Raw genomic sequence first — 21,962 nt, forward strand, 5'->3', positions numbered from 1 at the left:
GGAACGGAGAAGTAGAAGGACAGGAGTCGGAAAGCCTGACGTGGGAGACGTGGGAGGGGCACCGCGGATGGCGGGAAAGCGCTGCCCACCACTATGGTGGAGATGAAGCGGACAACTGTCCGCTATCGGAAAACTAGCGGACAGTTGTCCGCTTAGCAAGACCGGGTACGGCATCGCCACCCGCGAGGAGGACGAGTGCGGCAGGAGAAGGACGCACCCAAACGCTCGGACGCGCAGCGCAACCGCGAGAGCATCCTGGAAGCGGCGGTGACCGAACTGACCCGCTGCGCCGACGTCCCGCTCAGTCTGATCGCCAAGAAGGCCGGGGTCGGACAGGCCACCTTCTACCGTAACTTCCCCAGCCGCGAGGCACTCGTCCTGGAGGTCTACCGCCACGAGATGCGGCACGTCGCCGACAGCGCCGTCCAGCTGCTGGCGAGCCTGGAACCCGATCTGGCGCTGCGGGAATGGATGGACCGCCTGGCCGGGTTCGCCATGACCAAGGCGGGACTGGCGGAGGCGATCCGCCAGGCGACCAGCGCCCCCGGCAGCCCGGCGAAACCGGGGAACAGACCGGTGAACGAGGCGGCCGAACTCCTGCTCCGCGCGGGCGAGGAGGCCGGCACGGTGCGGCCGGGCGTGAGCGGCGACGACTTCCTGCTCGCCATCGCCGGCCTGTGGCAGCTCGATCCGCACGGCGACTGGCAGCCACGCGCCGCCCGCCTGCTGGACCTCGTCATGGACGGTCTGCGCGCCGGAGCGCCCGCGCCCCGCTCCCCCGGCGCGGGTGAGCGCCCGCCGTCGGACCCACCCGCCGCGCGAGCGCCCGCGCCCAGGACCGCGCGGACCGACTGACCAGGGTTCATCCGAACACCTGGACATCGGAACATGTAGACGATTCCGACGGATTGGTTCCAGCGGATTGATTTCGGCGGGTTGATTTCGGCGGGTTGATTTCGGCGGGTTGAGGGGGCGGACATGACCGAGGCGTTGGTGCTGGGCGGTGGCGGTGTCGGAGGCATCGCCTGGATGACCGGGCTGCTGACGGGGCTCGCGGACGCGGGCCGGGACGTGACGGGGGCCGATCTGATCGTCGGGACCTCCGCCGGGTCGACCGTCGCCGCCCAACTCGGCAGCGGGCTGTCCCTGGAGAAGCTGTACGCCCGGCAGGTCGAGCCCTCGATGCAGGCCGCCGAGATCATGGCGGAGATGGATCTCGCGGCCTTCGCGGCCGAGCTGGGCGCCCTGCCGGCCGACGGCTCCGACATCTTGGAGCTGCGGCGGGCCGTCGGCGGCCTGGCGCTGCGCGCCAGGACCGTGCCGGAGGCGGAGCGGCGGGCGGTGATCGAAGCGCGGCTGCCGCGACACGAATGGCCCACGCGCCCGACGCGGATCGTGGCGGTGGACGCCGTAAGCGGTCGGCCCCGGGTGTTCGACAACGCCTCGGGCGTCGGCCTGGTGGACGCCGTGGCCGCGAGCTGCGCGGTTCCGGGCGTCTGGCCGCCCGTGACGATCGAGGGCCGCCGGTACGTCGACGGCGGCGTGCGGTCCATCGCCAACGCCGACTACGCCGCCGGCGCCTCGCGCGTCCTGCTGCTCGTGCCGATGGGGGCCGTGGAACCGTTCCCGAGCGACACGCCTCTGGAGCAGACCGTGGCGCGGCTGCGCGCGGAGGGCGCCGAGGTGGCGGTGATCGAACCAGACGAGGCGTCGAAGACCGCGATCGGCCCCAACGCGCTCGACCCGGCCACCCGCGGCCCGGCCGCCGAAGCCGGGCGCGCACAGGGACGCGCGCTGACGATCGAGTGGGTCAGCGACTGAGGCGGCACGCGTACGGGCGGGCGAACGCCGACCGCGCCGGATCCTTCCGCGATCGTGCGTGCGAACGGGCGCCTGCCGCGCGACCGTACGCGCGAACGGGCGCCGGACGTCTCGGAGCGCCCCGCGCTCGACCGCACCGCTCCCGTCGACCGGCCACGAGGGCGCGTCCGCGTCCGCATCGTCGTCCGCGCGGGCTCGCCGAGGTGATCCGGGCGTGGTCCGACCGGGTACCCGGCGAGCGGTGGAGTGCTCCGCCATGGAGCATGGAGCCGAGCGACCCGGGGAGTGATGCCCATGTTGTCCGAAACGGTGTCGATGCCCGCCGACCGTGTGACGCTCGAGGGTGACCTCTCCGTTCCCGCGTCGGCCCAGGCTGTGGTGCTGATCCCGCACGATGTCGACACGTCCCGCCGGGACCCGCACAGCCAGGCGATCGCCACCCGGCTGCGCGCGGCCGGGTGGGGGACCCTGATGGTGGATCTCCTCAGCGCGAGGGAGGACCGCAGGGCCACGGAGCGGGGGGAGCAGCTCTTCGACACGGGACTGCTGGCCCGCCGGCTGGTGGCCGCGGTCGACTGGGTCGGAGCGCAGCCCGGCACCCGGACGCTGCCGGTCGTCCTGTTCGGATGCGGCACCCAGGCGGCCAGCGTGCTGGAAGCCGCCGCCGAACTGCCCGGCCGGGTGCTGACGGTGGTGCTGTGGGGCGGACTGCCCGATCCGGCGACCGACACGGTCCGGCGCCTCGAGGTGCCGGTGCTGTTCATCGCCGGCGGCCGGGAACCGGGGGTGCTGAGGCTGACCGAGAGGGCGGCCCGGCGTCTGCACGCCCCGCACTCGGTCCGTGTGGTGCCCGAGGCCACCCATCTCTTCGAGGGCCGGGACGCGCTCGACCAGGTCACCGACATCGCCGGTGAGTGGTGCGCCGAGCGGCTGCGGTCGGCGCGCGAGACCGCCCGGCCGCGGTGGTGACCGCCGCGACGCCCGCGGCCCCGCTTCTACGGTCCTGGAGGAACGATGACTGACGATCACCGTGGCCCGGTTCTCGTGGCGATCGACGACTCGGCGCACTCCCGGCTCGCCGTGGACTGGGCGGCCACGGAGGCATCGGTGCGCGGAACGACGCTGCGGCTCGCCCATTCCGTGGGTCCCGGTCCGGAGATCGGGTACGACGAGACCGGCGCCGGCCTCACGGAGCAGGTCTTCGAAGCGGCCACCGGGATGCTGGAGGACGCCCGCGGCCGGATCGCCGCCGCCCATCCCCGTCTGCCGGTGGACACGGTCCTCGTCCACGGCCGTCCGGCGGAGGCCGTCCTCGACGCGGTCGCGGACGCGGACGCCGAGGTGGTCGTCCTCGGCACCCGTGGTCGCGGCGGCTTCGCCGGGCTGCTGCTGGGATCGGTGAGCATGAAGGTGGCCGCGCACGCGAACCGGCCCGTGGTGGTCGCCCGTGGCCAGGCGGAACGGGCCGTGGACGACGACATCGTGGTCGGCATCCGCGACGAGCGCGACGAGCCGGCCGTGCGGTTCGCCCTGGCCGAGGGCGACCGGCGCCGGGCCACGGTGCGCCTGGTCCACGCCTGGACGCCGCTGCGCGAGGCAGGGCTCATGGTGCCGCAGGTGGACCGGGTGGACGAGGAGCAGCACGGTCACGCGGAACTGCTGAGCCGTGTCGCCCGCAGCGCCGAGGACTTTCCCGGGGTGCGCGTGACGACCGAACTGGCCGTGGGGTCGCCGGCCTCCGCGCTGGTGGACGCCTCGCGCGAGGCCGGGCTCCTGGTGCTGCCGCGCCATCCGGCCGAGGGCGGCCTGGGGCTCCCGCTGGGCACGGTGACGCACGCCGTGCTGCACCACGCGAGCTGTCCGGTCGCCATCGTGCCGGTGCGGTAGGCCCGCCCGCCCGTGCGGTGCCCTCCGCCCCGGCGGGCCCGCCGGGGCGCTCGCGGGTGCGGAGCCTCTGCCCGGGCGTCCGGGACGTAGTCAACGGGGCGCCGGGTGGCGTACCGCTCAGTACGTCACCCGGCGTCCCGTTGAGGGTGCCGCTCAGCCGCAGTTCAAGAGGCCCGCTGCGCGCTTGGCGTCGAGTATCCGGCGCACGCTCGCGTCGACCTTGGCCCGGAACGAGGCGTCCTTCCCCATCCGAGCCTGGAGGGCCCGCGCCATCGCCGGCACGGTGTTCGGCTGCACCGTCAGGACCACGTCCCCGCCCGCCGCGACGAAGTCGACGGCCCGCTGAGCGGGGGTGAAGGACCGTACCGCGACCGCGTTGCCGAGATCGTCCGAGATGACCACGCCCTTGAAGCCGAACTGGCCGCGCAGCAGATGGTCGATGACCGTCGGCGAGAAGGCCGCCAGATGCTTGGGGTCGATCTTGGTGTAGGTGGCCGACGAGATCATGACGAAGGGCGCTCCGGCCTGGATCCCGGCCCGGAAGGGCGCGAGGGAGGAACTGGAGGCGGTCGTCACCGAGTCCACGACATTGGCGGTGGTGTCGGTGTTGCCGATCACCTGTCCGAGGCCGGGGAAGTGCTTGTACGTGGTCAGCACGCCGGACTGCGCGAAGCCGGCGGCGAAGGCGCCGGCGTGCGAGGTCACGGTGGCCGGGGTGTGGCCGTACTCCCGCTGGAAGGAGCCGATGGGGACGTTGCGGGCGCCCAGGGCGGTGGGGACCACGTCGGCGACCGGCGCCAGATTGAGGTTGAGCCCGGCTGCCTTGAGTTCCTTGGCCCAGCCGGCGGCCCGGGCCCGTAGCGTCGCGGTCGACCAACTGCCCTGGGTGAGGCCGCTGGGCATGGCCGAGAAGCCGGGGCCGTTGAGCACCTGCACCCGGCCGCCTTCCTGGTCGGTGGAGACCAGGAAGCCGACCTGCCGGCCGCCGACCCGGTCCGCCTGGCCCCGGAAGCCGTCGACGGCCTTCCGGGTGGCCGCCGTACCGGCGGTGCTGCGGCCGGTCAGCATGACGGACCCGACGTGGTTGTCGCGCAGGACGCGCAGTTGGGCCTGGTCGGGGTGGGCCGCGGAGACCCCTCCCATGATCAGTTGGCCCGCTCGTTGCGCGGTGGTCATGCCGGACAGGTACCGGTCGGTGCAGGTGGCGGCGGACACCGACGCGCTGGTGGTGGCGGGAGCTGCGTCGGTGCTCGTGCGGCTGGGCGGTGCACTGGTGAGGCCCGGTTCCCGGCCGCCGTGACTGGCGGCCGGAGATCGGGGTGAGTCGGCCGTCGCCCCGGGGGTCGCCGTGCCACCGCAGCCGGTGACGGCGAGCGCCAGAGCGATCAGCGGGACCGCACCGCGTGCGGCGGTGCGACGACGGCTCCTGGACTGCTGCCGGACGCGTATCGACATGCTTCTTCTCCCGGCCTGGACGAGTCGGGGCTGCCTCCGGCCGCGTGTGCGAAGCCGCTTCCGGCACGGCGAGCCCGGCTTGCTGCGTCCATCACACCGTACGTTGTCGGGCATTTGTTCGCCTCTCGGCGGGCGCGGAGCGCCCTTTCGGACTCCGGCCGGCTCCGGCGGCCCTTGCCGCCGGCCCTAGTTGCCGGGAGCGGCCCCGAGGAACGACAGCCGCACCTGGCGGTCGGGATTGTCCTTGTTGGTGTCGACCAGGCACACCGACTGCCAGGTGCCCAGTTCCAGACGGCCGCCGAGGACCGGGATCGTGGCGTGCGGCGGGACGATGGCGGGCAGGACGTGGTCGCGGCCGTGGCCCGGGCTGCCGTGGCGGTGCTGCCAGCGGTCGTCGGCGGGCAGCAGGGTGTGCAGTGCGGCGAGGAGGTCGTCGTCGCTGCCTGAGCCGGTCTCGATGACGGCGACTCCGGCGGTCGCGTGCGGCACGAACAGGTTCAGCAGGCCGTCCCGGCCGTCGGCGACCTCCCGCAGGAAGGCCTCGCAGTCGCGGGTGAGGTCGACGACCCTCTCCCGCGATCCGGAGGCGACGTTCAGCACTCGGGTGGTGAAGGCATGTGACATGCCCCCATCCTCACCGATCCCCGCCGGTCGGCGGGGAAGATCCGTGACCGTGGCGCGGTTGACAGCCGCGTGGACGCTGTGAACGAGGCCGATGGGCGCGTGGACGACGTGGACGACGTGCGCGAGGTCGACGTGGTCGTCGTGGGGGCCGGGCAGGCCGGACTGTCGAGCGCCTATCACCTGCTGCGCGCCGGTCTCCGGCCGGACGGCGACTTCGTCGTGCTCGACCACTCCCCCGGTCCGGGCGGCGCCTGGCAGTTCCGCTGGCCGTCGCTGACGTACGGCAAAGTGCACGGGATGCACTCGCTGCCGGGGATGGAGCTGACGGGCGCGGATCCCGCACGGCCGTCGGCGGACGTCATCGCGGGCTACTTCGCCGCGTACGAACACGCCTTCGATCTGCGGGTGCGGCGGCCGGTGGACGTGCGCGCCGTGCGGGAAGGGGCCTCCGGGCGGCTGCTCGTGGAGACGTCGGCCGGCGTGTGGTCCACGCGGGCGCTGATCAACGCGACCGGCACCTGGGAGCGGCCGTTCTGGCCGCGCCTGCCCGGACAGGAGTCCTTCCGCGGCCGGCAGCTGCACACGGCCCAGTACGCGGGCCCTGAGGAGTTCGCCGGGCAGCGGGTGGTCGTGGTGGGCGGCGGCGCGTCCGGCACCCAGCACCTGCTGGAGCTCGCGCCGTACGCTGCGGCCACCACCTGGGTGACCAGGCGTCCGCCGGTGTTCCGCGAGGGGCCGTTCGACCAGGAGGCGGGCCGGGCCGCCGTCGCCCTCGTCGAGGAGCGGGTGCGGGGGTGGGCTGCCGCCCCGAAGCGTCGTCTCGGTCACCGGGCTGCCGCTGAACGACGCTGTCCGGCGGGGGCTGGCGGACGGGACCCTGGACCGGCGGCCCATGTTCGACCGGATCACTCCGGACGGCGTGGCGTGGCGGGACGGGCGGCATGTCGCCGCGGACGTCATCCTGTGGGCGACCGGATTCCGGGCCGCGCTCGGCCATCTCGCGCCGCTCGGGCTGCGCGAGCCGGGCGGCGGCGTCCGCGTCGACGGCACGCGGGCGGTGGCCGACCCGCGGGTGCAGCTGGTGGGTTACGGACCGTCGGCGAGCACAGTCGGCGCGAACCGGGCCGGCCGCGCGGCCGTCCGGGACGTCCAGCGGCTGCTGGCCGGACACCCGGCCGACGCGGCGGCGGCCTGAGACGGCGCCGGGGACGGACGGAGAAGCAGGGGTGTGTCGGGCCGGGCGGCCGGGGTCACTTCGACGGTTCGGGTCCGGCGCTGGAACTCTGCTGCCGGGTCGGACTCTGCTGGCGGGCGTTGAACTCGGCGACGTTGCGCTCGTGCTCGTCGTAGTCGGCGGTGAAGCGCGTGTCGCCCGGTTTCACGGTGACGAAGTACAGCCAGTCGCCCGGGGCCGGGTTGAGCGCGGCGTGCATCGCGTCCTCGCCGGGGTTGTCGATCGGGGTGGGCGGCAGCCCCATGCGCTGGTAGGAGTTGTACGGGCTGTCCAGCCGGGTGTCGGCCGCGGTGGTACGGACGCCGGTGCGGCCCAGGGCGTAGTGCAGGGTGGAGTCCATCTGCAACGGCATGCCGCTGCTCAGCCGGTTGAACACCACCCGCGCCACCTTCGCCATGTCCGTCTTCGTCGCGGACTCGGCCTGGACGATGCTCGCGATGGTCACCGCCTGGTAGAGGTCCATGGAGTCGCGCTGCGCGCCCGCGGCGATCGGCGCCGCGGAGAACTTCTTGGTGGCGGTGTCGACCATGGCGGACAGCAGTGACCCCGGAGTCGCCTTGTCATCGACGGGATAGGTCGCCGGGAAGAGGTAGCCCTCCGGGTTGCCCTCGGCGGCGTTCGGCAGCTTCAGGCCGGCCTTGGCCGCGGCCTGCCCAGTGCTGCCCGCGGGCAGGGCGAGGGCCTTGTCCACGGCGGCGTACACCTGTCCGGCCCGCCAGCCCTCGGGGATCACGAGGGTGCGCGGTCGGGTGGGCCGGTCGCTGTCCAGGGTCAGCAGCGGCACCGCCACGGCGGTGCCGGCCAGGACGGCCCCGGACACGACGAGGGCCAGTCGGCCCCGGCGCGTCAGCTTGATGGTGTTCCGTGACGGAGTGTTCGTCTGCATGCGGGCACGGTAACTCCCATATGCTCATAAACCTGGCATATCGTCAGCTTGTCGGCTCCAGTTGGGCGTCCCGGCGGACCAGTGCCGCGTAACGCCCGTCGAGTTCCAGCAGTTCGCGGTGGGTACCGCGCTCGGCCACCCGTCCGGAGTCGAGGACGACGATCTGGTCCGCGCCGCGGACGGTGGACAGCCTGTGGGCGATGGTGAGCGTGGTCCGGTTGGCCGACAGCGCGTCGATCGCCTCCTGCACGGCCGCCTCCGTACGGGTGTCCAGGGCGCTGGTCGCCTCGTCGAGGAGGAGGACGGGCGGGTCGCGCAGAATGGTCCGGGCGATCGCCAGGCGCTGCTTCTCCCCGCCGGAGAACCGGTGGCCGCGCTCGCCGACGACGGTGTCGTAGCCGTCGGGCAGGGACGCGATGTGGTCGTGGATCTGAGCCGCGCGCGCCGCCGCCACCAGTTCCTCGTCGGTGGCGTCGGGCTTGGCGAAGCGCAGGTTCTCGGCGACCGAGGCGTGGAAGAGGTACGTCTCCTGGGAGACGACGCCGACGGCGCGGGCGAGCGTGTCGAAGTCCAGGTCGCGCACGTCGACCCCGTCGAGGGTGACCCGGCCGCCGGTCACGTCGTAGAGCCGGGGCACCAGGCAGCCGAGCGTGGACTTGCCGGCGCCGGTGGGACCGACGATCGCGAGGCTGCTGCCCGCCGGGACGGTGACGTCGACGCCGTCGAGGATGGGGGCGCCCTCGCCGTCGTAGCGGAAGCCGACGTCCTCGAAGCGGACCTCGCCCTTGACGCGGTCCAGCCGGACGGGCCGCTCGCGTTCGGTGATGTCGACGGGCAGGTCGAGGTATTCGAAGATGCGCTGGAAGAGGGCGAGCGAGGTCTGGATCTGCACTCCGGTCGACAGCAGGCTCACCGCGGGCCGGAACAGGCCCTGCTGGAGCGAGACGAAGGCGACGATGGTGCCGATGGAGACCTGCGGGCCGCCGAGCTGGAGGGCGATGCCCGCGGTCCAGTAGATGACCGCCGGCATGGCGGCCATGACGATGGTGATGACGGCCATGCGCCAGCGCCCGGCCATGTTCGAGCGCACTTCCAGGTCGACCAGGCCTTCGGACTCGGCGGCGAAGGACGCGGTCAGCGAGTCCGACCGGCCCATCGTGCGGCCGAGCAGGATGCCGCTGACGGAGAGCGACTCGGTGACGGTCGCCGCCATCGCGGCCATCTGCTTCTGCCGCTGGGTGGTGATCTTCTTGCGCTCGTTGCCGACGCGGCGGCTGATCCACACGAACACCGGGAGCAGGAGCAGCGAGACGACCGTCAGCCGCCAGTCCAGGGCGACCATCGCGACGATGGTGGCGACCACGCTGGTGAGGTTGGAGACCAGCGAGGTGGCGGTGGAGGTGACGGTGGCCTGCATGCCGCCGATGTCGTTGGCGATGCGGGACTGCACCTCGCCGGTGCGGGTGCGGGTGAAGAAGGCGAGCGACATGCGCTGCAGGCGGCCGTAGACGGCGGTGCGCAGGTCGTGCATGACGCGCTGGCCGACGGTCGTGGAGATCAGCGTCTGCAGGACGCCGAAGACGCTGGACAGGACGGCGCTGAGGATCATGCCCGCGGCCAGCAGGCTGAGCAGGCCGGTGCGGCCCTGCGGGATCGCCACGTCGAGCGTCTCCCTCAGCAGGAAGGGGGTCGCGACGGAGACCAGCGAGGAGGCGGCGACCAGGAGGCCGACGACGGCGAGACGGCTTCGGTAGGGGCGGAACAGCTTCAGGATGCGCCGGACCTGCCGCGGCTGCGCCTCGGCGTCGGCGGGCGGGGTCCAGGAGGGTTGACGGTCGGGGTGCATGGGCTCCTACGAGGGGTGCGGGCGCCGCCCGGACAGCACGGACGGCGAGGACTCACGGATCTTAGCTCATTGTTACCTATACTCACAATGAACGTCGTCCTGATATTGTTCCCGCATGAGCGACCCCGACGCCGACGGCCTCCTCGCCGAGCAGTTGCTCCGGCTCACCCGCCGGCTGCACCGCATCCAGAAGCGCCACTTGCAGGAGCACGCCCTCGGCATCACGCCGGCCCAGTCCCGGCTGCTGCGCACGCTGGCGCACTTCGGCGAGCCGCCGCGCATGGCGGATCTCGCCGAGGCCCTGGAGGTCGTGCCCCGCGCGGTGACGACACTGGTGGACGCCCTGGAGGCGGGCGGCGCGGTGCGCCGGGCCCCCGACCCGGCCAACCGGCGGGTGATCCGCGTCGAACTCACCGACGAGGGCCACGGCGCGCTGCGCCGCCTGCGCGGCGCCCGCCGGGACGCGGCGAAGGAGATCCTTGCGCCCCTGACGCCCGAACAGCGCGAGGCGCTCGGCGGCCTGCTGGACACCCTGGTCGGCACGGAGCCCGCCCAGGGGGCTCGCTGCTGAGCCGTGACGCCCGCGCGGGCGCTCCGCCGCCGAGCCCCGGCCCCGGCGCGGGGGCCCTGCCGCTGACTCCGCCGGGTCCCGGGGTCCGCGCGAGGTCGTCGCCGCCGTGTCGCGACGCTCGCGCGGTGGGGGCGCCGCCGGCCCACCGGGTGCGGACGGGGACGCCGCCGCCGGGGCGCGGCGCAGGCCCGTACGGCCGTGCGACGATCACAGCTTCAGCTTGGCCCGGTCCCCCATCACCACCACGGGCTTGTCCTTCGGGTTCAGCGTGCGCAGCAGGTACTCCATCGCCGTCTCCGGAACGCTGACGCAGCCCAACGTGCCGTCGCCGTGGTCCAGATGCAGCCAGATGCCGCCGCCCTTGCTCTGCCCCTGCGGCCGGGTCGGGTCGTCGGGGCGGGCGCCCCGCCGCCGGTTGTAGTCGATGGCGATCACGTAGTCGAAGTCGTGCCAGTGCGCCTCGTCCCAGTAGTACGGGGAGGCGAAGGCGTCCTCGTCCTGGGTGTACGGCAGCCGGGTGCCCGGGTCGTCGAGGAGGCCGCCGGCGTCGGAAAGCGTGTACACGCCGACCGGGGTGCGCTCGTCGCCCTCGTGGTGGTCGGTGGTCCACCCGCGCTTGCCGTTGTGCGCCGGCCAGCTGCCGCCGCGCTGCCACGTCGTCCCCCGCTTCTCGTAGAGCACGAGCGTGGAGTCCGGGGAGTTCTCGCCGTCGCCGTAGACCGTCACGATCTGACGGGTGTCCGCCGGGATCCGCTGCCACAGCCGGTCGCCGACGCCCGGGACGTGGACCGGCTTCACGGTCGGACTGGGCCGGGCGGTTCCCGAAGGACCGCCGGGTCTGGGCAGTTCCCTGTGCTGGACCTCTGCCCGCGTGTCACCGCACGCGGCCAGGGCCGTCAGAAGGAAACCGCAGGCCGCCACCGCGGCCGTCGCACGCCTTACACCACCTTTTCGCATGTCCCCATGGTGGACACGCGGAGGCCGGGTGATCTAGTCGAGATTGGACCAAATAGCCTTATCTACTGCTTTTTGACTCTTTTGAAGTATGTCGGTCGTGTGCTGAAGACGGCTCACCTGCTAGCGCCGACGCCCTGACCGGCGTCCCTTCCCCGGTGTCCGGCCCGGTCCGCCGCCGGGGAAAACCGCTTGCTTTCCGCGACGGCGCGCAGCGAGGCTGTCACGGCTCGCCGCCGTCCTCCGCGGCCCGGCCCCGACCTCGGCCCCGACCCCGCCCCTGACACGAGTGACTGGGACGTCATGCAGATTCAAGACCTTCCGTATCCCGACCCAGGCGTGCCCGACGCACGCTCAGGCCCCCGATTCCTGTGGTGGCTGGGGCGGAACCAGCTGGGCGGCCAGCTGAAGGCACTGGCCTGGGGGCTGCTGCACTTCGCCTCGGTCTCCGCCCTGCCCTTCTGCGTCGGCCTCGCCGTGCAGGCGGTGGTCGACCGCTCCGGCGGGCGTCTCGCCCTGACGGGTGGTCTGCTGCTGCTCGTCTGCGTCGGGAACGCCCTCGGGGACACCTTCCTGCACCGTGCCGCGGTCACCAACTGGATCACCGCGGCCGCCCGTGTCCAGCAGCTCCTGGCCCGCAAGGCAGCTCAGCTGGGCTCCGCCCTGACCCGGCGGGTCGCCGCCGGCGAGGTGGTGGCCGTCTCCACGGGCGACGTCGAGAAGATCGGCTGGTTCGTGGAGGCGGCGTCCCGGTTCACCGCGGCGGCCGTCACCATCGTGCTGGTCTGCGTCGCGCTGCTCGTCTACCAGCCGGCCCTCGGCCTGATCGTGGCCGTGGGACTGCCCGCGCTGGCGCTCACGGTGCTGCCCCTGCTCCCCCGCGCCACCCGGCGCGCCGACGTGCAGCGCGAGAAGGCGGGCCGCGCCACCGAACTGGCCTCGGACACCGTCGCCGGGCTGCGGGTGCTGCGCGGCATCGGCGGCGAGGAGCTGTTCCTCGACCGCTACCGCCGCGCCTCCCAGGAGGTGCGGCACGCCGCCGTCCGCAGCGCCCGCATGTGGTCCCTGATCTCCGCGATCCAGGTACTGCTGCCGGGGCTGCTGCTGGTCGCCGTCGTCTGGTACGGCGTGCGCCTGGCCCGCGAGGGCCGGATCACCGTCGGCGAACTCGTCACCGTCTACAGCTCCGTCATGGTCCTCACCTACCCGCTCCAGCACTTCCAGGAGATCGCCATGGCGTACTCCTTCTCCCGTCCCTCGGCCAAACGCGCCGCGCGGGTGCTGTCGCTGGAACGGACGACGCTTGCGGGGCGGCCGGAGCAACGGGAGCGGCCGGAGGAGGGCGCCACGACACGCCCGGCCGCGGCCGACACCCCGTCAGAGGGCCTGTACGACCCGGCGACCGGGCTGCGCGCGCCCACCGGGCTCCTGACCGCCGTGGTGTGCGGCGACCCCGACGCGGCCGGCCGGCTGGCGGACCGGCTCGGCGGCCATCCCGCCGAGGCCCGGCCGGGCGCCTCGGTGCTGCTGGACGGCGTACCGCTCGACGGACTGCCCCTCGACGCCGCGCGTACGGCCGTCCTGGTGCAGGACAAGGACCCGGTGCTGCTGTCCGGTTCGCTGCGCGACCTGCTCGACGTGCCCGCCTCGGGCGACGTCACCGTGCGGGCGGCGCTCGCGGCGGCGCAGTGCGACGACGTCCTGGAGGCACTCGCCCAGGCGTCGCTGGAGGCCGAGGACCCGATGGACGTCCGGATCACCGAGCGCGGCCGGTCCCTGTCCGGCGGCCAGCGCCAGCGTCTCGCCCTGGCCCGGTCCCTGGTCACCGATCCCGGGGTGCTCGTCCTGGACGAGCCCACCTCGGCCGTCGACTCGCACACCGAGGCGCGGATCGCTCAGGGCCTGCGGAGTCTCAGGACGGGGCGCACGACGGTCGTCCTCACCTCCTCGCCGCTGCTGCTGGACCGCGCCGACCGGGTGGTGCTGGTCCATGAGGGCGAGGTCGCGGCGGTCGGTGCGCACCGCGACCTGATGCGCACCGAGCCGCTGTACCGGTCGGTGGTGACGCGCGAGACGGACGAGGAACGCGCGGTGGGCGAGGTGCTGGACGACGCCGGGACGCCGCGGACCGCGCCGGCCGCCGTGTCCGCACGCCGGACGGCCGCCCCGCGGGGCGTGCTGGAAGAGATCGAGGAGAGCGCATGATCGGCGTGGCCCCACCCGCCTACGACCCGGCGGCCCCGACGACCGCGAACACCCTGCCCGTCGGCGCCCCCGCCACCGTACGGGCCTATGTGGGCGAACTGCTGCGCCAGCACCGGCGGGCCTTCCTGCTCCTGGTGGCCGTCAACACGGCGGCCGTGCTGGCCTCCATGGCGGGCCCCTGGCTGCTGGGCGACCTGGTCGAGAGGGTCTCCGACAGTGCGCGCGAGCTCCATCTCGGGGTCACCATCGCCCTGTTCGTGCTCGCGCTGCTCGTCCAGGCGGTCTTCGTGCGGGAGGTGCGGCTGCGCGGGGCGGTGCTGGGCGAGCGGATGCTGGCCGACCTGCGGGAGGACTTCCTCGTGCGGTCGGTCGGGCTGCCGCCGGGTGTCCTGGAGCGGGCGGGCACCGGCGACCTGCTGTCGCGCATCACCACGGACGTCGACCGGCTCGCCAACGCGATGCGCGAGGCCGTGCCGCAGCTGGCGATCGGCGTGGTGTGGGTGACGCTGCTGCTGGGCGGCCTGGTCGTCACGGCGCCGCCGCTCGCCGCCGCGGTGCTGCTCGCCCTGCCGTTGCTGGTGGTCGGCTGCCGCTGGTACTTCCGCAGGGCGCCGGCCGGTTACCGCTCGGAGGCCGCGGGCTACGCCGCCGTGGCCGCCGCGCTCGCCGAGACCGTCGACGCCGGCCGCACCGTGGAGGCGCACCGCCTGGGCGAGCGCCGCATCGCCCTGTCGGAGCGCCGGATCCGGGAGTGGACCGCGTGGGAGCGCTACACGCTGTGGCTGCGCTCGGTGCTGTTCCCGGTCGTCAACGTCACCCATGTGACGGTCCTCGCCTCGGTGCTGATGGTCGGCGGTGTGTTCGTCCTGCACGGCTGGGTGGGGGTCGGGCAGCTGACCACGGGCGCGCTCATCGCGCAGATGCTGGTCGACCCGGTGGGGCTGATCCTGCGCTGGTACGACGAGTTGCAGGTGGCGCAGGTGTCGCTGGCCCGGCTGGTCGGCGTCCGCGACATCGAGCCGGACGCCGGGGACGGTTCGCTCGTCCCGGACGGGCGGCATGTGCACGCGGACCAGGTGCGGTTCGGCTACCGCGAGGGCGTCGACGTGTTGCGCGAGGTCTCCCTGCGGGTGGCCCCGGGCACCCGGCTGGCCCTGGTCGGGCCCTCGGGCGCCGGGAAGTCCACCCTGGGACGCCTGCTCGCCGGGATCTACGCGCCCCGGACCGGCAGCATCACCCTCGGCGGCGCGGAACTGTCCCGGATGCCCGCCGAAGGGGTCCGCTCGCACGTGGCTCTGGTCAACCAGGAGCACCACGTCTTCGTGGGAAGCCTGCGCGACAACCTGCTGCTGGCCCGCGCCGGCGCGGACGACGCCGAGTTGTGGGCGGCACTGGGCGCGGTCGACGCCGACGGCTGGGCCCGTGCCCTCGACGACGGTCTCGGCACCGAGGTCGGCTCGGGCGGCCTCGCGCTCACTCCGGCCCAGGCCCAGCAGATCGCGCTGGCCCGGCTGGTGCTGGCCGACCCGCACACCCTGGTGCTGGACGAGGCGACCTCCCTCCTCGATCCGCGCGCGGCCCGGCACCTGGAACGCTCCCTGGCACGGGTGCTGGACGGGCGCACGGTCGTGGCGATCGCCCACCGGCTGCACACCGCCCACGACGCGGACGTCATCGCCGTGGTGGAGAACGGCCGCATCAGCGAACTGGGCAGTCACGACGAGCTGGTCGCCGCGGACGGGGCGTACGCGGCGCTGTGGCGGTCCTGGCACGGCTGAGCTGCCGGACGCGGCGTGTGACGGGGGGCGCCTCCCGGTGCCGCGTCCGGCGGCGAGCGGCGGGCCGTGGCCGGTGGGCGGCCGCCCTCGCCGCCCGGCGGTGTCCGGCCGATCACGACCGGTGCGGCGCCCGGCGACGTGCGGCGGGCGCCGCCGGGCGGCGAGGGCGCGGGCGGGGCGCTGCCGCCGTGCCGTTGCGCGGGGGCGAACAGGGGTGGAAGGCTGGGAAGCGGCAGCGGTTCGGGGAGCGCCCGGGAACCACGCGGTTCCCGCCCGGCGACAACCGTGCCCCGCGCACCGGCGGCCGGCCGTCGGCCGCGGTGAGAACGGGACCGTCCGCACCACCTGGAGGTATCCGTGGACAGCGCCGACGGATGGGGAGACGACGTCTACCAGCCCGACGACGACTCCGAGATCAAGGAAGACACCGGGGTCCTCGACTCGGAGGACACGCTGGAGTACGACGGAGTCGACGATCCCCTGGACCGCGGCTGGTCCCCTCCGGAGCGCCCGTGGGCGGTGGAGCACACCGGTGTGACCGCGGCGGAGGGCCGACGGGGCGAGACCCTGGACCAGCGACTGGCCGAGGAGCTGCCCGAGCCGGCCGCGCCGGACGGCGACGGCATCGGCGACTACGACGGCGGGGACGGGGAACTCCTGGACGACGAGGTCGGCGCCGCCCGGTCCGGCCGGCTTGTCGCGCCCGACGAGGGCGCGCACGAGGACGAGGAGAGCGCCCTGGTCGCCACGGACGTGGGCATCGACGGCGCGGCCGCCTCGGCCGAGGAGGCCGCGGTGCACGTCGTGGACGAGGACACCCTGTACGGCTGATCCGCGCGTCCGGGCGCCGGCGTCCCGTCCTCCTCCCCCACCGCCGCACGAGGAGCATCCATGCAGCAGGACAAGCAGCCCGACTACCACCCCGTGGTCTTCCGCGACCGCGCCGCCGGCTACGCGTTCCTGACCAGGTCCACCGCGGTCAGTGACCAGCGCATCGAGTGGGACGACGGTGAGACGTACCCGGTCGTGGACGTGGAGATCTCCTCGGAGAGCCACCCGTTCTACACCGGCAAGGCGCGAACGGTGGACACCGAGGGCCGCGTCGCCCGGTTCGAGCGCCGCTACGGCGGTGCAGCGGGACAGGGAACGGGCGGCGACGCGCCCGCCTGATCCGTCGCCCGCGCGGGCGACGGCCGCCGGGCCGGGCCCGGGGCGACCAGAGGGGCGGGGCTCCTGGTGAGCCTGGCCCCGGCCCCCGCCCCGGCCGCCGGACGGGCTCCTCAGATGAAGTTCAGCGCGGCCGCGCAGCCCACGCCGCCGAGCAGCATGAACACCGGCATCAGCACCTTCAGCTCGACCCAGCTGCCCGCCCGGAACCGCATGATGTTGGGCGGTCCGATGGGATACCAGCGCTTGCGGCCCACCGGTATCGGCCACAGGATCGGGCAGCCGGACACGGTCAGCGCGTCCCCGATGTCGTGCACCAGCGCTCCGAGCACGATCGGCAGCCCCAGCCAGAGGTACTCCTGGCCCGGCGCCGTGAACAGCCAGTCCGAGCCGTTCCCGGGCTGGTCCAGGATGCCGGCGAGGATCCAGGCGCTGGTCGCGGCCAGCAGCCACACCAGGATGTCGCTGCTGGAGCCGCGGGCCGCCCGCCACAGCAGGCCCTCGATGGCCAGCACCATGTGGGCGAAGAGGATCGCGAGCACCGCCCAGCGGCCGCCGGTGATCGCCGCGGCGGAGGCGCCCGCGCCGATCAGCACCGCCCACAGCCAGGTGTGCGTCAGGGTCCGGTGGCCGCCGGAGCGGCGTGGGTCGCCCTTCTTGCGCGTCGCTTTGTAGACGGCGTAGGACAGCTTGTCGACGATCTCGCAGAGCCATCGCGAGACCGGTCCGAAGGCGCGCGAGATGGTGGCGGCCTTGTGGTCCAGGTCGGGGGCGAGTGCGGCTCCGGCGCAGATCAGCGCGCCGACCAGCAGGACCGGCCAGGGCATCGGATGCCCTGCCGCCGCGGTCGCGGCTCCGACGCCGAGCCAGGCCGCCGCGCCCGACAGTGAGTGTGCTGGTCCCATCATGGCCGCTTCCCGCCCCATTCCTCATGCGCCGCCGTCCAGTTGGCCCGGCGCGCTGATCCCGCGTCGGCGACACAGCGTAGCGGCCGTGATCTTGGCTTAGGCATCCGATTCCCGCCCGGGCCGTGCGGCCAGGCAAGATGGGGGCGTGACCCTCATCGACCAGCTGCCGCCGACCGCCGATCCCGACGCCCTGTACGAAGCCTTCGAGACGTGGGCGCAGGAGCGGGGCCTCACGCTCTACCCCCACCAGGAGGAGGCGCTGATCGAGGCGGTCTCCGGGGCGAACGTGATCGTGTCCACACCCACCGGCTCCGGCAAGAGCATGATCGCCGCCGGTGCGCACTTCGCCGCCCTGGCCCGTGACGAGGTCACCTTCTACACGGCGCCGATCAAGGCTCTGGTGTCGGAGAAGTTCTTCGAGCTGTGCAAGCTGTTCGGCACCGAGAACGTCGGCATGCTCACCGGCGACGCCTCCGTGAACGCCGACGCGCCGGTGATCTGCTGCACCGCCGAGGTGCTGGCCTCGATCGCGCTGCGCGACGGCAAGCACGCCGACGTCGGCCAGGTCGTCATGGACGAGTTCCACTTCTACGCCGAGCCGGACCGCGGCTGGGCCTGGCAGATCCCGCTGCTGGAACTGCCGCAGGCGCAGTTCGTGCTGATGTCGGCGACGCTCGGTGACGTGTCCTTCTTCGAGAAGGACCTGACCCGTCGCACCGGCCGTCCGACCTCCGTGGTCCGCTCGGCGACCCGCCCGGTCCCGCTGTCCTACGAGTACCGGCGCACCCCGCTGACCGAGACGCTCACCGAGCTGCTGCAGACGCGGCAGGCGCCGGTGTACATCGTGCACTTCACCCAGGCCCAGGCCGTGGAGCGGGCCCAGGCGCTGATGAGCATCAACATGTGCTCGCGCGAGGAGAAGGAGCAGATCGCCGAGCTGATCGGCAACTTCCGGTTCACCACGAAGTTCGGCCAGAACCTCTCCCGCTACGTGCGGCACGGCATCGGCGTGCACCACGCGGGGATGCTGCCCAAGTACCGGCGGCTGGTGGAGAAGCTGGCGCAGGCCGGTCTGCTGAAGGTGATCTGCGGTACGGACACGCTCGGCGTGGGGGTCAACGTCCCGATCCGCACGGTGCTGTTCACGGCGCTCACCAAGTACGACGGCAGCCGGGTGCGCACGCTGCGCGCCCGGGAGTTCCACCAGATCGCCGGCCGGGCCGGGCGGGCGGGCTTCGACACGGAGGGCTTCGTCGTCGCGCAGGCCCCCGAGCACGTCATCGAGAACGAGAAGGCGCTCGCCAAGGCGGGCGACGACCCGAAGAAGCGGCGCAAGGTCGTCCGCAAGAAGGCGCCGGAGGGGTTCGTCGCCTGGTCGGACACCACCTTCGACAAGCTCATCGCCTCCGAGCCGGAGCCGCTGACCTCCCGCTTCCGGGTCACCCACACGATGCTGCTGTCGGTGATCGCCCGTCCGGGCAACGCCTTCGAGGCGATGCGGCACCTGCTGGAGGACAATCACGAGCCGCGCAAGCAGCAGTTGCGGCACATCCGGCGGGCCATCGCCATCTACCGCTCGCTGCTGGACGGCGGCATCGTCGAGAAGCTCGACCAGCCGGACGCCGAGGGCCGCATCGTCCGGCTGACGGTCGACCTCCAGCAGGACTTCGCCCTCAACCAGCCGCTGTCGACGTTCGCGCTGGCCGCGTTCGAGCTGCTGGACCCGGAGTCGCCGTCCTACGCGCTGGACATGGTCTCCGTGGTGGAGTCCACGCTGGACGACCCGCGGCAGATCCTGGCCGCCCAGCAGAACAAGGCGCGCGGCGAGGCGGTGGCCGCGATGAAGGCGGACGGCGTCGAGTACGAGGAGCGCATGGAGCGCCTCCAGAACGTCACCTACCCCAAGCCGCTGGAGGAGTTGCTCTTCCACGCGTACAACACCTACCGCAAGAGCCATCCGTGGGTGGGCGACCATCCGCTGTCGCCGAAGTCCGTGATCCGGGACATGTACGAACGGGCCCTCACCTTCACCGAGTTGGTCTCCCTCTACGAGCTGGCCCGCACCGAGGGCATCGTGCTGCGCTACCTGGCCGGCGCCTACAAGGCCCTGGAGCACACCGTCCCGGACGACCTGAAGTCGGAAGACCTTCAGGACCTGATCGCCTGGCTCGGGGAGATGGTGCGCCAGGTCGACTCCAGCCTGCTGGACGAGTGGGAGCAGCTGGCCAACCCGGCGGAGATGACCGCCGAGGAGGCTCAGGAGAAGGCCGACCAGGTCAAACCGGTCACCGCCAACGCGCGCGCCTTCCGTGTCCTGGTCCGCAACGCCATGTTCCGCCGGGTCGAGCTGGCCGCCCTCGATCAGATGGCGGTGCTGGGCGAGATGGACGCCGAGTCCGGCTGGGACGCCGAGGCGTGGGGCGAGGCGATGGACGGGTACTGGGACGAGTACGACGACCTCGGCACCGGTCCCGACGCCCGCGGCCCCAAGCTGCTGGTGATCAAGGAGGAGCCGGAGCACGGGCTGTGGCGCGTGCGGCAGATCTTCGACGACCCGGACGACGACCACGACTGGGGCATCAGCGCGGAGGTCGATCTCGCCGCCTCCGACGCCGAGGGCCGCGCGATCGTCCGGGTGACCGCCGTCGGACAGCTGTGAGCACAGGAGAATCCCCCTCATGACCAACCCGGCCGACAGCCTCGTCGACCTGCTGGACCTGGAACAGATCGAGGTCAACATCTTCCGCGGCCGCAGTCCGCAGGAGTCCCTGCAACGGGTCTTCGGCGGCCAGGTGGCGGGCCAGGCGCTGGTCGCCGCCGGGCGCACCACGGACGGCGGGCGCCCGGTGCACTCGCTGCACGCGTACTTCCTGCGTCCCGGCCGGCCCGGGGTGCCGATCGTGTACCAGGTCGAACGGATACGGGACGGGCGGTCCTTCACGACCCGCCGGGTCACCGCGGTGCAGCAGGGCCGCACGATCTTCAATCTCACCGCCTCCTTCCACAAGCCTGAACAGGGGGGTTTCGAGCACCAGCTGCCGCCGGCCCGCGAGGTCCCGGACCCGGATTCCCTGCCGACGGTGGCGCAGGAGATCCAGGAGCATCTGGGCGCGCTGCCCGAGCAGTGGGAGCGCATGGCACGCCGCCAGCCCTTCGACATCCGGTACGCGGACCGGCTGCGCTGGACCGCCGAGGAGGTGCGGGACGCCGAGCCGCGCAGCGCGGTGTGGATGCGCGCGGTGGGTCCGCTGGGCGACGACCCGCTGGTGCACACCTGCGCGCTCACCTACGCCAGTGACATGACGCTGCTCGACGCGGTGCGGCTGCCGGTCGAACCGCTGTGGGGGCCGCGGGGCTTCGACATGGCCTCGCTGGACCACGCCATGTGGTTCCACCGGCCCTTCCGCGCGGACGAGTGGTTCCTGTACGACCAGGAGTCCCCGATCGCGACGGGCGGCCGGGGCCTGGCCCGCGGCCGGATCTACGACACGCAGGGGCGTCTGCTGGTGTCGGTGGTCCAGGAGGGACTGTTCCGCTCCCTGTAACCGCCCCTCCGGCAGCCGCACGCGTACCGGCCGCGGGCGCTGGTCACCGGCGTGCGGCGCCTCTGCGGAAGATCCGGCGCAGCAGGCCGTGCGACCGCCCGGAGGCGCCGGCCGGTCCGGCCGGTCCGGAGTCACCGCACCGGTCGGGCCGCTGAGCGGGCCGGGCCGAACCGGTCCCTGCGGCGGGGCGTGGGCGCGGGTGCGGTGCCCGCGGGCTGCGGTGGTCGCTGTGCCGAGGAGCCGGACGGGGCACCGGGCGGGGCGCCGGATGGCAGGCCCGGGCTTCGGCGACCGCTCCTGCCAGGTCCGCCCGGAGCCAGTCGATCTCGTCGGCGTCCTGCGCCGTCGTGATCCGCTCGGTGAGGTGGGCCGCGGACGATCCCGGCGCGCCGTGGGTTTCCGCAGGAGGCAGGAAGCGGTTGAGCCACGCGCGTTCACAGGGGTCCGTGACGATCTCGGAGACGTCCGGCTGGTCCAGCAGTGAGGCCACCGCCGCGGCGCGCTCCCACGGGTCGTCGGCCTGGCGCAGCAGGAAGCCGAGGTGCCGGCCGCGCCAGTTGCGCGGGCGCAGGTCGAGGCCCGCGTCCAGCTGGTCGCGCAGCCTTTCGGGCAGCGGCTTGGTCAGCAGCTCGGCGTGCTCGGCGTCGGCCGCGAACTCCCGCAGCTCGTCGGCCAGATAGCGCCAGACCACCGCCTTGTACCGGTTGAGATAGAAGCCGACGGGCACCACCAGACCCGAGCGGGCCAGCCGCGTGAACCTCGCCGCGGTCACCCGCATGATCTCCGCGCCGTCCTTGGTCCCCACGGCCGCGACCCGCTGCCGCAGCGCCTGCGGGAAGCCCTCCGAGGCCAGCAGGCGCTGGACCTCGGCTCGGGCGACGCGCCGGCCGCCACCGCCTTCGTCGGGCAGGGTGCGGATGTGGCCGAGTTGGACGGCCAGGTCGAACTCGTGCCGCTTCAGGCCGAGTTCGTGAGCCGCTCGCCCCTGTGCGAAGGGTGTTGCGCGGCGGCCGGCCGGGCCCGCCGTCGGCCTGATCTCGTCCGTTGCCGTCTCGCGTGTGATGGTGTTGCCGGACATGTC

18 protein-coding genes and 1 pseudogene are annotated in these 21,962 nt (G+C 73.2%); 12 read left to right on the forward strand and 7 right to left on the reverse strand.

Annotated features, from left to right (window positions below; genetic code table 11):
• Positions 1-195 precede the first annotated feature (195 nt).
• From ABEB07_RS32845 to ABEB07_RS32860, 4 genes are all read left to right on the forward strand, one after another.
• Positions 196-855, forward strand: coding sequence for a TetR/AcrR family transcriptional regulator (locus ABEB07_RS32845; RefSeq protein WP_345671692.1), 660 nt, complete (start codon positions 196-198; stop codon positions 853-855).
• A gap of 123 nt (positions 856-978) precedes the next feature.
• Positions 979-1,821, forward strand: coding sequence for a patatin-like phospholipase family protein (locus ABEB07_RS32850; RefSeq protein ID WP_345671693.1), 843 nt, complete (start codon positions 979-981; stop codon positions 1,819-1,821).
• A gap of 294 nt (positions 1,822-2,115) precedes the next feature.
• Complete coding sequence (locus tag ABEB07_RS32855; protein WP_239146294.1) at positions 2,116-2,790, forward strand: dienelactone hydrolase family protein; 675 nt, start codon at positions 2,116-2,118, stop codon at positions 2,788-2,790.
• 45 nt (positions 2,791-2,835) lie between these two features.
• On the forward strand, positions 2,836-3,708 hold the full coding sequence (locus tag ABEB07_RS32860; protein WP_345671695.1) for a universal stress protein: 873 nt from the start codon (positions 2,836-2,838) through the stop codon (positions 3,706-3,708).
• Positions 3,709-3,861: 153 nt separating this feature from the next.
• Here the strand turns inward: ABEB07_RS32860 and ABEB07_RS32865 are convergent, their stop codons facing one another.
• Positions 3,862-5,163: a glycoside hydrolase family 3 N-terminal domain-containing protein gene (locus ABEB07_RS32865; protein ID WP_345671696.1), complete on the reverse strand. Its 1,302-nt coding sequence runs from the start codon at positions 5,161-5,163 to the stop codon at positions 3,862-3,864.
• Positions 5,164-5,349: 186 nt separating this feature from the next.
• Positions 5,350-5,787 carry a YjbQ family protein gene (locus tag ABEB07_RS32870; RefSeq protein WP_164583625.1) on the reverse strand — a complete coding sequence of 146 codons (438 nt, stop codon included), beginning with the start codon at positions 5,785-5,787 and terminating at the stop codon, positions 5,350-5,352.
• Between the two features lie 108 nt (positions 5,788-5,895).
• On the opposite strand from ABEB07_RS32870, the pseudogene ABEB07_RS32875 reads away from it, so the two are divergent.
• Positions 5,896-6,982 (forward strand): annotated as a pseudogene (locus tag ABEB07_RS32875) (NAD(P)-binding domain-containing protein).
• A gap of 55 nt (positions 6,983-7,037) precedes the next feature.
• Here the strand turns inward: ABEB07_RS32875 and mltG are convergent.
• Positions 7,038-7,907, reverse strand: coding sequence for an endolytic transglycosylase MltG (gene mltG / locus ABEB07_RS32880; protein WP_345671697.1), 870 nt, complete (start codon positions 7,905-7,907; stop codon positions 7,038-7,040).
• 43 nt (positions 7,908-7,950) lie between these two features.
• Positions 7,951-9,753, reverse strand: coding sequence for an ABC transporter ATP-binding protein (locus tag ABEB07_RS32885; protein WP_164589464.1), 1,803 nt, complete (start codon positions 9,751-9,753; stop codon positions 7,951-7,953).
• Positions 9,754-9,868: 115 nt separating this feature from the next.
• Between ABEB07_RS32885 and ABEB07_RS32890 the strand changes: the two genes are divergently transcribed.
• A complete protein-coding gene (locus ABEB07_RS32890) occupies positions 9,869-10,324 on the forward strand; it encodes a MarR family winged helix-turn-helix transcriptional regulator (RefSeq protein WP_345671698.1) in 456 nt (151 codons plus the stop codon).
• A gap of 207 nt (positions 10,325-10,531) precedes the next feature.
• On the opposite strand, the gene ABEB07_RS32895 is transcribed toward ABEB07_RS32890, so the two are convergent.
• Positions 10,532-11,281 (reverse strand): L,D-transpeptidase family protein, encoded by a 750-nt coding sequence (locus ABEB07_RS32895; RefSeq protein WP_164586706.1) that lies wholly within the window; start codon positions 11,279-11,281, stop codon positions 10,532-10,534.
• A gap of 300 nt (positions 11,282-11,581) precedes the next feature.
• Between ABEB07_RS32895 and ABEB07_RS32900 the strand changes: the two genes are divergently transcribed.
• The 4 genes from ABEB07_RS32900 to ABEB07_RS32915 all read left to right on the forward strand — a co-directional run bounded on the left by ABEB07_RS32900 (position 11,582) and on the right by ABEB07_RS32915 (position 16,431).
• Positions 11,582-13,483, forward strand: coding sequence for an ABC transporter ATP-binding protein (locus ABEB07_RS32900; RefSeq protein ID WP_345671699.1), 1,902 nt, complete (start codon positions 11,582-11,584; stop codon positions 13,481-13,483).
• On the forward strand, positions 13,480-15,261 hold the full coding sequence (locus tag ABEB07_RS32905) for an ABC transporter ATP-binding protein (RefSeq protein WP_345671700.1): 1,782 nt from the start codon (positions 13,480-13,482) through the stop codon (positions 15,259-15,261). Before ABEB07_RS32900 ends, ABEB07_RS32905 begins: the two co-directional genes overlap by 4 nt.
• Before the next feature lie 357 nt (positions 15,262-15,618).
• Positions 15,619-16,092 (forward strand): DUF5709 domain-containing protein, encoded by a 474-nt coding sequence (locus ABEB07_RS32910; protein WP_164584798.1) that lies wholly within the window; start codon positions 15,619-15,621, stop codon positions 16,090-16,092.
• 60 nt (positions 16,093-16,152) lie between these two features.
• Positions 16,153-16,431, forward strand: a complete 279-nt coding sequence (locus ABEB07_RS32915) for a type B 50S ribosomal protein L31 (protein ID WP_164584797.1) — start codon at positions 16,153-16,155, stop codon at positions 16,429-16,431.
• A gap of 110 nt (positions 16,432-16,541) precedes the next feature.
• Here ABEB07_RS32915 and ABEB07_RS32920 read toward each other — a convergent pair whose 3' ends face one another.
• Positions 16,542-17,336: a metal-dependent hydrolase gene (locus tag ABEB07_RS32920; protein ID WP_345671701.1), complete on the reverse strand. Its 795-nt coding sequence runs from the start codon at positions 17,334-17,336 to the stop codon at positions 16,542-16,544.
• Between the two features lie 145 nt (positions 17,337-17,481).
• Here ABEB07_RS32920 and ABEB07_RS32925 point away from each other — a divergent pair, with 145 nt between their 5' ends.
• Positions 17,482-19,995, forward strand: coding sequence for a DEAD/DEAH box helicase (locus ABEB07_RS32925; protein ID WP_345671702.1), 2,514 nt, complete (start codon positions 17,482-17,484; stop codon positions 19,993-19,995).
• 19 nt (positions 19,996-20,014) lie between these two features.
• On the forward strand, positions 20,015-20,881 hold the full coding sequence (locus ABEB07_RS32930; protein ID WP_345671703.1) for an acyl-CoA thioesterase: 867 nt from the start codon (positions 20,015-20,017) through the stop codon (positions 20,879-20,881).
• 43 nt (positions 20,882-20,924) lie between these two features.
• Here the strand turns inward: ABEB07_RS32930 and ABEB07_RS32935 are convergent, their stop codons facing one another.
• The gene (locus ABEB07_RS32935) at positions 20,925-21,959 is read right to left on the reverse strand and encodes a DUF6397 family protein (RefSeq protein WP_345671704.1); all 1,035 of its coding nucleotides are present in this window, start codon (positions 21,957-21,959) and stop codon (positions 20,925-20,927) included.
• Positions 21,960-21,962: the final 3 nt, after the last annotated feature.

Source organism: Streptomyces similanensis, assembly GCF_039543625.1.
In the GTDB taxonomy this organism is placed as follows: Bacteria; Actinomycetota; Actinomycetes; order Streptomycetales; family Streptomycetaceae; genus Streptomyces; species Streptomyces similanensis.